The following is an 11,835-nucleotide window of genomic DNA, read 5'->3' as shown; positions in this document are numbered from 1 at the left end:
GCCGGAGCCGCCGCCAGAGCCGCCTGAGCCACCGCTACCGCCGGAGCCGCTACCACCGCCGGAACCGCCGCTACCGCCGGAACCGCCGCTACCACCGGAGCCGCCGGAGCCACCGGAGCCGCCGCCACCACCGCCGGAGCCCCCACCGCCGCCGGAACTACCACCACCGGAGCCGCCGCTACCGCCGGAGCTGCCGCTGCCGCCGGAACCACCGCCAGAGCCGCCACCGCCGCCGGAGCCGCCCGAGCCTCCGCTGCCGCTGCCGCGGCTGGCGGTGTCGCTGCGATCATCTCGGCGCGTGTTCTTGCCAATGGTCGCGGTTGACAGAGGCGGGCACATTTTGATTTGCGCAGGAGTAAGAATTTTCAAGCGATTTATCGCAACGCAACACGCTGCAAAGTTGTCTTCTGTCAAAGGGCTGCATTGCGCAGTAGTCATACGTCGACGCTCTACTGCATTCGCATCCGTCGTAACGACGACGGATGCTATCGAGGCCGTAGAGAGAAGGAAGAATGTTTGGAAAATCGATCTATGAATTCTTTTCATTACTTAACCCCACGCAAAATATAACTACCGAAATAAATCCAATGATTTACTTAAAGATGTTTGGGGTCAATTTACGAATTATTAGTATGTCGCCATAACATCGCCCTATTCCGGGCTAATCAACCCCGGATTAACCCGTCCGATTTAATCTCTACGTCGGACGCGGGGGACGTTACGCCTGCCGTTGGAGAACACTTCATGAATCGCTTCATCGCGAAGACCACATTCCTTTTGCTTTTTTTTGCCCCGGCGATCGCTGATGCGGGGACGATCATGAAAACGGCCGGCAAGGCGTTTGCACCGCCGGCCTTCGCTTCGTTCTGCTCGCGCGAGCCGCAGTTGTGCAGGACCAATGGTGGGCAAAAGGCTGTTGTCCTTCGCTCAGACAAGGCCAGTGAACTTCAGCAGGTCAACAGCGCCGTCAACGCTCGTATCAAGGAGCGCAGCGACCGCGCGAATGTCGGCAGAGACGACGACTGGCGCGTGCCGACGACCTACGGAGACTGCGAGGATTTTGCGATTTTGAAGAAGCGCGAGCTCCTCAAGCGCGGCTGGCCGGCTTCCGCATTGTTGCTGACAGTCGCCCGTTATCACGGCGACGGTCATACGGTGCTGACTGTTCGCACCAGCGAAGGCGATCTCGTGCTCGATAATCTGACCAATTCGGTCAGGGACTGGTCACGCACGCCCTACGATTATTTCGCCCGCCAGTCGCAATCAAACGGTAGCCGCTGGGAGCGGATCGCCGGAGCACAGCAAATCTGACGGACACCGTCCGGTGCGGTGCCACGCTCTTCAATCGGCACTCAGCGCCACGGCTGGCTGCAGGCGTGAGGCATTGCGGGCCGGCAGGAAGCCGAAGAGCAGACCCGTCAAAAAGGCGCAGGCAAAGGCCAGCGCCACCGGACCCGCGGTGAAGCTCACGGGCATGCCGAAGGTGCGCGCAACGTAAGCGGTGCCGAGGCCCGCAACGATGCCGATCGCCCCGCCCATGGCGGAGACGACCAGCGCCTCGACAATGAATTGGACGAGTATGTCTCGCTGGCGGGCTCCGGTCGCCATGCGCACGCCGATTTCGCGGGTTCGCTCGCTGACGCTGACCAGCATGATGTTCATCACCCCGATGCCGCCGACGAGAAGCGAGATCGCTGCGACGGAGCCGAGGAAGAGCTTCATCGTGTTCGACGTCTCGGTGAAGGCCTCGCGCACCGAGGACATGTTGGTGATCTGCGTATCTTCCTTCTTGTGGCGCTCGTTCAGGAGTGCCTGGATCCGTTCCTGGGTCAGGTCGATGGCCTCGGCGTCCTTCACCTTGACGGTGATGGTGCGGATGTTGCGCTGGCCGAATATGCGCATGCTGCCGGTGGTGAGCGGCACGAGGACGACGTCGTCCTGATCGTTGCCGCCGGCGCTGGCGCCCATTTCGCTCATCACGCCGATCACCTGGAAGGGGATCTTGTTGACGAGCACATATTGGCCGATCGGATCGGAGCCGTCCGGGAAGAGCGTCTTGACCACCGTTTGGCCGAGGACCGTGACCGGTGCGTAGCCCTCCATGTCGTCGCGGTTGATGAACTCGCCGCGTCCGACGGGCCATGATTTCGCTGCGGTGAACTGCGGCACGGTTCCGTTGGCGGTCGTCTGATAGTCGATATTGCCGCGCCTGAGCGTCACGGTGCTCGTCATCTCCGGGACGGCGAAGGCGATGTTCGGCAGTTCGAGGATGGCGTCGGCGTCCGCCGGCACGAGCGTGACGTTGCTGCCGCCGGCGCTGCCGCGGAAATTGGCCATGCTCGGGCGCACCAGCAAGAGGTCGGAGCCCATGGAGGAAATGCGGCTCAGCACCGAATCCTGCGCGCCGGTGCCGATCGCCAGCATGGCGACGACGGAGCCGACCCCGATGACGATGCCGAGCAGCGTCAGGATCGTGCGGAAGAGGTTTGCCCGCAGCGCCCGCATCGCCATCTTGACCGCTTCCGAGACGTCGGCGAGTGCGGCAAGTCCCTCGCGGGTGCGCTGAGCAAGGCCGAAAGCCGCTTCCGGATTGCTCCGGCCCTTCTTGACGCGATCGGCGATGATGCGGCCGTCGCGGATCTCGATCAGCCGGTCGGCCTGTTCCGCCACCTCGCGCGAATGGGTGATGACGACGATCGTGTGGCCCTTGTCGTTCATCTCGCGCAGGAGCGCCATCACGTCCCGACCGCTCTGGCTGTCGAGCGCACCGGTGGGTTCGTCGGCGAGGATAACGCGGCCGCCGTTCATCAGCGCGCGGGCGATCGAGACGCGCTGCTGCTGCCCGCCGGAAAGTTGGCTTGGCCGGTGGTCGAGCCGCTCACCGAGATTGAGCGATCTCAACAGCGCCTCGGCACGCTCGCGCCGGCCATGGGCCGGCACACCGGCGTAGACGGCCGGCACCTCGACATTCTCCTGGGCGCTCGCGGTCGGGATCAGGTTGTAGGCCTGGAAGACGAAGCCGAAGGTGCGCCGGCGCAACGCTGCGAGCTCGTCGCCGTCGAAGCCGGAGACCCTTTCGCCTTCGATCAGGTATTCGCCCGCGGTCGGCTGGTCGAGGCATCCAAGAATATTCATCAAGGTCGATTTGCCGGAGCCGGACTGACCGATGATCGCGACGAACTCGCCCGCCTCGATATCGAGCGAGATATCATGCAGGACCTCGACGGCGAGGTCGCCGTTGAAATAGGTCTTGCTGACGTTCCGGAGCGAGATGAGGGGCTGCATAGGCCGTCTTCAGAACATCGGCGGCATGCGCGTGCCGCGCTGGCTGCTGCCGGACGAGCCTGAATCCGAGTCCACGACGACGCTCTCGCCCTCCTTCAGGCCGTTGACGATCTCGGCGTCAACGCGATTGCGAATACCGACTTCCACCGGGCGGGTTTCGGTGGTGCCCGACGCGGTAAGCACGGTGACTTCGGTCCTCGGTTTGCCCTCGCCGTCGCCGCGCGCCGTGCGGATGGCGGCGCTGGGCACGACAAGCACGTTTTTGGCGGCAGCCTCGACGAAGAAGACCTGGGCGCTCATCGACATCATCAGTTCGCCGGTCGGATTGGGAACGTCGAAGAGCGCGTAATAGAGGACGACGTTGTTTTCCGTGTCCGGCATCGGCTGGATCTGCCGCAGCTTGCCGGTGAAGCGCTTGCCCGGCTGGCCGAGCAGGGTGAAATAGGCGTCCATGCCGATTTTCAGCTTGCCGACGTCGGCTTCCGACACCTGGGCCTTGACAGTCATCGTCGAGAGATCGGCGATCGTGACGATCGTCGGTGTCGTCTGGTTGGCATTGAGGGTCTGGCCTTCCTTGGCCGGATTGGCGACGATCGTCCCGGCCATCGGCGCGTAGATCTTGGTGTAGCCGAGGTCGACCTTGTCGCCGGCGAGCGTTGCCTTCTGCTTGCGGATCTGCGCCTCGATCGCCTTTACGTCGGCTTGAGCGGCGGTGTGATCCGCGATTGCCTGGTCGAGCGTCGATTGGGAAACGCTCTTCGTCGCGACGAGACTGCGCTGCCGCTCGATATTCGCTTCCTTCAGCACGAGTTGGGCCTTCGTCGAGACGAGCTGAGCTTCCAGGTTGGCAAGCTCCGCCTGGTCGATCTCGATCCTGTTTTCGATCGAGGCGGGATCGATTTCGGCGACGAGTTGGTTGGCCTCGACCTTGTCGCCAATCTCGACATGCAGCGACTTCAGCTGGCCGGAGACCTGCGCACCGGCATCGACGGATTTGATCGCATCGAGCGTGCCCACGGCGGTGACGCTGTCCTCGATGTCACCGCGGGCCACGGCTTGGGCGATCATTGCGGTCTCGGGCTGGGCACCGTATTGGCTCCAGGCATAGTAGCCGGCGCCGAGCACGGCGATGAGAACCGGCACGGCGAACCCCAGGCGCCAGCGTCGCTTGCGGCGGACGGGTACGGCCGGGCTCGGCATCAAGGTGACGTTCGGCGCCGCAGCCGGCGCTTCCTGTCTGATCGTCTTCGCTGTCTTGCTCATCGGCACAATGGCTTTCCGCCGGCGGATTTTCTCCTTTCAAAATAAAGGCGAACGGGGCGAGGGAACAGCGTCGGGATCATTATATTTTCGTAATCATTTACCGCTGCCGGGGGAGGTCGATGCTGCAATCCGACAATGTTGATAGCAGGAGCCTGTTTCGCATCGGCAGAATTGAGCTTGACGGCCAGCGACCATCTCACTAAAACGGCGAACCGTACCGTACGGTACTGATGGAGCGGCAGCGAAGTGCAAGGCGTCGAAACGATCAAGCGGAGCAGTAGCGGAAGCGGCCTGACGGAGCGTCAGGGTGCCGTGCTCGAACAGGCGCTGCGTCTGCTTGTCGATGGCGGCGAGCGAGCGCTGACCACCGCCGGCGTTGCGCGCGCGGCGAACTGCTCCAAGGAGAGCCTCTACAAGTGGTTCGGGGACCGCGACGGGCTGCTTTCGGCGATGATCGCCTTCCAGGCAAGCAAAGTCAGGACGCTCGACGTTTCTGGCGGGGTGCTGGACGCGGCAAGCCTCAAGGCGCATCTTGTCGCCTTTGCGAAGGACCTGCTCGACGTGCTGGCAGGCGACGTTTCGCTGGCGCTCAACCGGCTGGCGATCGGCCAGGCAAGCCGCGAGGGCTCCAAGCTCGGCCGTCTGCTCGAGGAGCGCGGGCGCCGGCAGATCGGCCGCAGGGCCGGGGCACTGCTCGAGGCGGGCCGCAAGGCGGGGCTTCTCGCCTTCAGCGATGCGGAGGAGGCCTATGGCGCGCTCTACGGGCTGGTCGTCTCCGACTGGCATTTGCGCATGCTGCTCGGCGAGAATCCGAGCGGCCTGAAGAAGAATTTCGGCCTGAGGGCGGAGCGGGCGGTCGACGCCTTTCTAGCCCTCTACGGCAGAAAGGTGTAACGGCGGCCGAGTTGTGGACCGTCAAAGGGAAACGGACAAGCAAAGGGAAGGAAAGTTCAATGCGCGTCTATTACGATCGTGATGCCGATCTCAACCTCATCAAGTCGAAGAAGGTCGCCATCATCGGCTACGGCTCGCAGGGCCGCGCCCATGCGCTGAACCTCAAGGACTCCGGCGCACAGAACGTCGCCATCGCGCTGAAGGCCGGTTCGGCCACGGCGAAGAAGGCCGAAGCCGACGGCTTCAAGGTCATGACGGTTGCCGAGGCTGCCGCCTGGGCCGACCTGATGATGATGGCGACCCCGGACGAACTGCAGGCCGACATCTACAAGGCCGAAATCGCCGGCAACATTCGCGATGGTGCTGCGATCGCCTTCGCCCACGGTCTCAACGTTCACTTCGGCCTGATCGAGCCGAAGGCATCGGTCGACGTCGTCATGATCGCGCCGAAGGGCCCGGGCCATACGGTTCGCGGTGAATACCAGAAGGGCGGCGGCGTACCCTGCCTCGTTGCCGTTCACCAGAACGCTTCCGGCAACGCACTCGACCTCGCGCTCTCCTACGCCTGCGGCGTCGGCGGCGGCCGCTCGGGCATCATCGAAACCAACTTCAAGGAAGAGTGCGAAACCGACCTCTTCGGCGAACAGGTCGTTCTCTGCGGCGGTCTGGTCGAACTCATCCGCGCTGGTTTCGAGACGCTGGTCGAAGCCGGCTACGCACCGGAAATGGCCTATTTCGAGTGCCTGCATGAAGTGAAGCTGATCGTCGACCTGATCTATGAAGGCGGTATCGCCAACATGAACTACTCGATCTCCAACACGGCCGAGTGGGGCGAATACGTCACCGGTCCGCGCATCATCACGGAAGAGACCAAGGCCGAGATGAAGCGCGTCCTGAAGGACATCCAGACCGGCAAGTTCACCTCGGAATGGATGCAGGAATATCGTTCGGGCGCTGCCCGCTTCAAGGGCATCCGCCGCGTCAACGACGCTCACCAGATCGAGGAAGTCGGCGCCAAGCTGCGCGGCATGATGCCCTGGATCGGCAAGAACAAGCTGGTCGACAAGGCGAAGAACTAAAGCAGTCAGGTGGAATCACCTGACGTCGCACAAATGCGGCAAAAACAGATAGAGCGGCGGCGCGAGCGAATGTGAGCGCATCCCGCTCTAAGCCTTACCTCCCAAGGCTGCAGAAAGCCGGGGCCTCGTGCCTCGGCTTTTACATGTGCGGTGAAGGAAAGCGACCGATCGTACGGGCACGAGCGGCATTACATCGGATCTTTGCCCTTCATGGCGTTTGCCATATGGGTCTTGCACTTTTCCTGGTCGTTCGCCGCCAATGCTTCCTTGGCCATGATCAGCTCTTTCTGCGCCATCTCCTTACGTCCAGAGTCGGTGATCTGACCCACGTCCGTTTCGAGCTTCGTCATGCCCGCCTGATCGCAGACGAGATCGGCCTGGGCGAGAGCCGGGGACACGCAAGCCGCCGAGATCGCGGCTGCAACCAACAGTTTCTTGAACATATGTAACCTCCAATGCCATCGCTTCATGCGATACACGCGGGCCAAACCGCCGTCGGGCGGTTCCGTTCCCAAGGAGGCTGTCAGTCGCGGTAGAAATTGCGGGACCATCGGTGCGACCGCAGCTTCTCGCGCTGTGCTTGCGACAGGCCGCGTCCGTCGCCGATCACGCAGTTGCGCTCGACATTGCGGACCGAGCGCATGCCGGGAATGACTGTCGACACGGCGGGGTGGCTGAGGACGAAGCGGAGTGCTGTTTCTGCGAGCGCGTCGGGTGCGATCTCCAGGTCGTCGAAGATCTTCAGGACGCGTTCTTCGACTTCGCGCTTGCGGTCACCGCGAAAATAGTTCTGGCGAAAATCGCCTTCCGGGAAGACCGTATCGGCACGGATCTGGCCGGTCAGGCCGCCCTCGTCGAGCGCGACGCGGACAATAACGCCGACTTTGTGGCGCTCACAGGCTGGGAACAGCTGCTCTTCGGGCGCCTGCTCGAAGATGTTGTAGATCACCTGAACAGTGTCGACCACGCCGCTATCGATCAGCTTCAGGGCATTGTGCGGTTCGTAGTCGTTGATGGAGACGCCGAAGAAGCGGATCTTGCCGTCGCGCTTCAGCCGCTCGACCGCCGCCAGCCAGTCGCCGCGGCCGACCCACTCGTCCGACCAGACATGGAACTGCTGCACGTCTATCGTCTCGATGCCGAGATTGCGCAGGCTCGTCTCGGTCGAGGCGATGACGTGATCGGCCGGAAAGCCGTCCTCGACCGGCGTGCCCGGACGAGCCGGCCATATCCGGTTCTTCGGCGGGATCTTTGTCGCGACGTGGATCGTCTCCGTCCGTTCGCGCAGCAGCTTGCCGACCAGTCTTTCGCTATGGCCGTCGCCGTAGCCGAGCGCGGTGTCGATGAAGTTCAGACCGAGGTCGATTGCCCGGTTGAGGGCTCGCGCCGACTCCTCGTCCTTGGCGCCCTGCCAGCCGCTATTGCCGATGCCCCAGGCGCCGTAGCCGATTTCGGAGATGCGCAGGCCGGTGCGGCCAAGTGTTCGGTAGTGCATGGCGGTCTCGCTGGTGTTGGATCGAGATGAGGGAGGAACGCCCGTTACCTAGGCCTCGACCTTGCGAAGTCAAATCTCCGGCTTCTCGGCGGCCACATGCAGCCAGCGTGTCGGCTTGCCGTCATAGCCGCCGCCGTCGGCTTCGGTGATTTCGACCGCCCTCCAGCCCGTCTCCTCGAACTGCCGCAGAAGCCAGTCGTGCGAGGGATAGTTGTAGTAGCGGCCGAAGTCATCGCGACCCTCGCCACCGCCGGCCTTGAAGCTTGCATGCAGCACGCCACCGAACTTGAGAGCCCGGAGGAGGCGGGTGAGCACGTCCGGAAGGGCCGTACGCGGCACATGCAGCAGGCAGGCTTCTGCCCAGACGCCGTCGAAACGCTCCCGCCAGGAAAGCCCTTCGAAGCGGACCACGCCGACGGGCCGGCCGAGCAGGCGTTCGGCCTCGGCCGCCAGTTCCGGCGAGCCATCCGTCGGCGTGACGTCGAAGCCGCGGGCAACCATATAGGCGCTGTCCTGACCACCGCCGCAGCCGATCTCCAGCACGGCGGCGCCGGGCTTCAGTTGTGCGAGGAATTTGTCGAGCCGCGCCGTGGGTGTCCGGCGGGCGCGGCCTGCATAGGCGGCGGCGTTGTCGCGGTAAAACCGGGCATTGCCGTCATCGATCGTTGTCATGTCATACTCCTGTCGCCGGCCTCGACGTCCAGCATCCGCCATCGCGTGCCGGCGGCCAATGGCTACGGGGATGATGCCGGTGATAGCGCGTTTGCGCATCCGGTGTCTTGCGGGGTCGCCGGAACTGACTGCACTCTGTATGCTGGAGGCGAACTGGATTCGAGTGGCGAATCGTGCAACGGGTCTACAATCTACGGGTTGTGCCTTGGCGCTGTGACCGAGCGAGGATCAAGGGCCATGTCCGAAACGCGTCGCAAGCTGACAACCATCTTCTGTGCCGACGTCCAGGACTATTCGCGCCTGATGGGGGCCGATGAAGAGGGAACGCTTGCCACCCTCAAGCACTACCGCGATGCCATGGCGCGTCTCATCGCCTCGCATGACGGCCGGGTCGTCAACACCTGGGGCGACGGGCTGATTGCCGAGTTCCCGAGCGTGGTGGAGGCGGTGAGGGCGGCCGTCGATGTCCAGAACGAACTGGCCGGCCTGAACGCCGGGCTGCCAAACGCGGCGCGGATGTTCTTCCGCATCGGCATCAATCTCGGCGACGTGATTGCCGAAGGCAAGGACATCTACGGCGACGGCGTCAACATCGCCTCCCGGCTGCAGGCATCCGCACCCGCCGGTGGCGTGGTCATTTCCAACACGGTCTATGATCAGGTGCGCAACAAGGTGGCGGTCGGGTTCGACTTTCTCGGGCAGCTCGAGGTCAAGAACATCGAGGGCGGCGTGCCGAGCTATGCGGTTCGGATCGGCGCCGGGGAAGATCGGGCCGGGCCGACGGCCGACCCGGTCTTCGGGCGGCAGGCGCAGCCGCTGCAGCCGGCCGCCGCTGCACCCATCCGCCGACATTCTCGGGCCTATATGGTGCTCGCCGTGATTGCCGCCGGTGTCGTCGCCATAAACCTTCTTTCATGGCGAGGCGAATTCTGGGCGGTATGGCCGCTCTTCGGGATCGGGCTCGCCGCAGCATTGCTCTGGATCAGGACCTCACGGGTGGACCGCGGATTTGCCACGCTCGCCGTGGCCGGGCTCGCCATCGTCACGATCAACCTTCTTAGCTGGAGCGGAGAATTTTGGGCGCGCTGGCCGCTGCTCGGCCTGGCGATCGCCGCGGCCATTCGATGGGTCATGCGCGGACGAGGCAGCGTCGGTCGTTGACCGATGCCAGATCGCTTTTGCGAAGCGCCGATTGGGCCCGCCGGACACAACCTCACCTTGGTCCAGCTGGCATTTCGCGCTTCTCCGGATTTCGTATTTAAGCTACCCTTGAAACATCCTGGCCAAGTGCCGCAGGAGCGGCTCTTCTCGTGGAACGCAAGCTCGCAGTGATCCTTGCCGCTGACGTGGCCGGCTACAGCCGGCTCGTCGCTGCGAACGAGGAAGGCGTCCTCGAGCAGCTGCGGACTTATGGGTCCATCATCGCCGACCTTGTGGGCGAGCACGGCGGGCGCATATTCGCATCCGCCGGCGACAGCGTCGTGGCAGAGTTCCAGAGCGCCGTGCAAGGGGCGCGCGCCGCCGTTGCGATCCAGCGGATATTGAGGCGCCGCAATGCCGATCTTGCGCCGGATCGGCGAATGGAGTTCCGCATCGGCCTCCATCTCGGCGACGTCGTCGTGGAAGGCACCAATCTGCTCGGCGACGGCGTCAACGTTGCGGCGCGGCTGCAGGAGGTTGCACAGCCCGGCGGTATCTGCGTTTCGGGCGCATTGCGCGATCAGATCGAGGGCAAGCTCGACTCTCCAATGGTCCGGCTGGGCGACCGCAAGCTCAAGAACATCCCCCGGCCGGTGGCGGTCTTCGGACTCGATTGGCGTCCGGAGGACTCGGCCGAGGCGGCCGTACTGGGCGGCCCGCTTACGCTACCAGACAAGCCGTCGATTGCGGTACTTCCCTTCGTCAACATGTCGGGCGACCCGGAGCAGGAATATTTCGCCGACGGTCTGACAGAAGACATCATCACGGCGCTTTCACTTTATCGCTGGTTCTTCGTGGTCGCTCGAAACTCCTCGTTCGCCTATAAGGGGCGCGCCATCGACGCAAAGCAGATCGGTCGTGAGCTCGGCGTGCGCTACATTGTGGAGGGGAGCGTGCGCAAAGCGGGTACCCGCTTGCGCGTCTCCGGCCAACTTGTCGAGACGAACACCGGCGTGCACCTCTGGGCACAGCGCTATGACCGCGAGATCGCCGACATTTTTGCCATTCAGGACGAGCTCGCCCAGAGCATCGTCGGCGCCATCGAGCCCGAAATCCTAATTGGCGAAAGCCGCCGCGCGCTGTCGTGCGGAACGGACAATCTCGACGCCTACGAATGCCACATGCGCGGCACGTGGCTGCATAACGCGCAGGACACCGCCGAGCACTTCAAGGAAGCGATCGCCTGGCATCGTCGGGCGATTGCTCTCGATCCAGACTTCGGTCGAGCGCACATGATGCTTGCCCGCGCGCTATATGCACAATGTTTCCATGGTTTCAGCGCCGCCGTCGATCGCGATGGTGCCGAGCTCCGAGCCGCGGCCGAGCGCGCTGTCGCCCTGGATGATCGCGATCCCTATTCCCACTATGCAATGTGCCTTGCCCATTTTGTCGGGCAGCGGGCACACGCGGCGGTCGCCGAGGCGCAGCGCGCGGTCGACCTCAATCCGAATCTCGCGCTCGCTCATTTGGGCTTGGGATGGGCGCGGATCTACACTGGTCAATGCGCGGAAGCGCTCGATTCCCTTCACACGGCACTAAGGCTCAGCCCGCACGATCCGCTGACGTATCTGTTTCTCGATCGGCTCGCGCTCGCGCATTACCATCTCGCCAATTACGACGAGGCGTTGCGGTCTTCGGAACGAGGGGTTTCGCTCCGCCGGGGATACTTTAACCGGGTCGTGCTGCTGGCCATCCTAGGCCAGCTTGGCCGCAGCCAGGAAGCACGTGCCCTGATTCCGGACATCATGGCGAACGTGACGACCAACCTCGCACACTACTGGCGGATGCTGACTCCGTATGCAGAACCAGCCCAGTACGAGCACTTCCTCGATGGATTGCATAAGGCAGGGCTGGCCGTCGTTCGTTGAGCCAGCGGGCGGAGGAGCGGTTTTTCGCGGTCCGCGCAGGTTTGGTAAGACTGGGTGCAATGGTGCCCGAACCGTGGAG

At 63.5% G+C, this 11,835-nt stretch carries 10 protein-coding genes and 1 pseudogene; 5 read left to right on the top strand and 6 right to left on the bottom strand.

All coding sequences use genetic code 11. The features are described 5' to 3' along the window. Nucleotides 1–438: pseudogene (locus ATC00_RS30720) on the bottom strand (hypothetical protein); the annotation flags it as partial. Between the two features lie 306 nt (nucleotides 439–744). Between ATC00_RS30720 and ATC00_RS03200 the strand changes: the two are divergent. Further along, complete coding sequence (locus tag ATC00_RS03200) at nucleotides 745–1,311, top strand: transglutaminase-like cysteine peptidase (protein WP_037386679.1); 567 nt, start codon at nucleotides 745–747, stop codon at nucleotides 1,309–1,311. A 30-nt stretch (nucleotides 1,312–1,341) separates the two neighbouring features. Here ATC00_RS03200 and ATC00_RS03195 read toward each other — a convergent pair whose 3' ends face one another. Together ATC00_RS03195 and macA are read right to left on the bottom strand one after the other, a co-directional pair. Beyond that, on the bottom strand, nucleotides 1,342–3,285 hold the full coding sequence (locus ATC00_RS03195) for a MacB family efflux pump subunit (RefSeq protein ID WP_064251956.1): 1,944 nt from the start codon (nucleotides 3,283–3,285) through the stop codon (nucleotides 1,342–1,344). A gap of 9 nt (nucleotides 3,286–3,294) precedes the next feature. Next, nucleotides 3,295–4,548, bottom strand: coding sequence for a macrolide transporter subunit MacA (gene macA / locus ATC00_RS03190; protein ID WP_064251955.1), 1,254 nt, complete (start codon nucleotides 4,546–4,548; stop codon nucleotides 3,295–3,297). Between the two features lie 246 nt (nucleotides 4,549–4,794). On the opposite strand from macA, the gene ATC00_RS03185 reads away from it, so the two are divergent. Together ATC00_RS03185 and ilvC are read left to right on the top strand one after the other, a co-directional pair. Continuing rightward, on the top strand, nucleotides 4,795–5,442 hold the full coding sequence (locus tag ATC00_RS03185; protein WP_037386671.1) for a TetR/AcrR family transcriptional regulator C-terminal domain-containing protein: 648 nt from the start codon (nucleotides 4,795–4,797) through the stop codon (nucleotides 5,440–5,442). Nucleotides 5,443–5,501: 59 nt separating this feature from the next. Beyond that, entirely contained in the window at nucleotides 5,502–6,521 is a 1,020-nt protein-coding gene (gene ilvC / locus ATC00_RS03180) for a ketol-acid reductoisomerase (protein ID WP_037386668.1), read from the top strand. 188 nt (nucleotides 6,522–6,709) lie between these two features. On the opposite strand, the gene ATC00_RS03175 is transcribed toward ilvC, so the two are convergent. The 3 genes from ATC00_RS03175 to ATC00_RS03165 all read right to left on the bottom strand — a co-directional run bounded on the left by ATC00_RS03175 (nucleotide 6,710) and on the right by ATC00_RS03165 (nucleotide 8,688). Further along, nucleotides 6,710–6,964, bottom strand: coding sequence for a hypothetical protein (locus ATC00_RS03175; RefSeq protein ID WP_064251954.1), 255 nt, complete (start codon nucleotides 6,962–6,964; stop codon nucleotides 6,710–6,712). Between the two features lie 80 nt (nucleotides 6,965–7,044). After that, nucleotides 7,045–8,016, bottom strand: a complete 972-nt coding sequence (locus tag ATC00_RS03170; RefSeq protein ID WP_064251953.1) for an aldo/keto reductase — start codon at nucleotides 8,014–8,016, stop codon at nucleotides 7,045–7,047. A 69-nt stretch (nucleotides 8,017–8,085) separates the two neighbouring features. Next, nucleotides 8,086–8,688, bottom strand: a complete 603-nt coding sequence (locus ATC00_RS03165) for a class I SAM-dependent methyltransferase (RefSeq protein WP_064251952.1) — start codon at nucleotides 8,686–8,688, stop codon at nucleotides 8,086–8,088. 237 nt (nucleotides 8,689–8,925) lie between these two features. Between ATC00_RS03165 and ATC00_RS03160 the strand changes: the two genes are divergently transcribed. Both ATC00_RS03160 and ATC00_RS03155 read left to right on the top strand, forming a co-directional pair. After that, nucleotides 8,926–9,849 (top strand): adenylate/guanylate cyclase domain-containing protein, encoded by a 924-nt coding sequence (locus tag ATC00_RS03160; protein ID WP_064251951.1) that lies wholly within the window; start codon nucleotides 8,926–8,928, stop codon nucleotides 9,847–9,849. Nucleotides 9,850–9,998: 149 nt separating this feature from the next. Then, nucleotides 9,999–11,756 (top strand): adenylate/guanylate cyclase domain-containing protein, encoded by a 1,758-nt coding sequence (locus ATC00_RS03155; RefSeq protein ID WP_064251950.1) that lies wholly within the window; start codon nucleotides 9,999–10,001, stop codon nucleotides 11,754–11,756. Nucleotides 11,757–11,835 lie beyond the last annotated feature (79 nt).

Source organism: Sinorhizobium americanum, from assembly GCF_001651855.1.
GTDB lineage: Bacteria > Pseudomonadota > Alphaproteobacteria > Rhizobiales > Rhizobiaceae > Sinorhizobium > Sinorhizobium americanum.
Note: the sequence above shows the minus strand (reverse complement) of the source record. Positions and strands in the feature narration are given on the sequence as shown.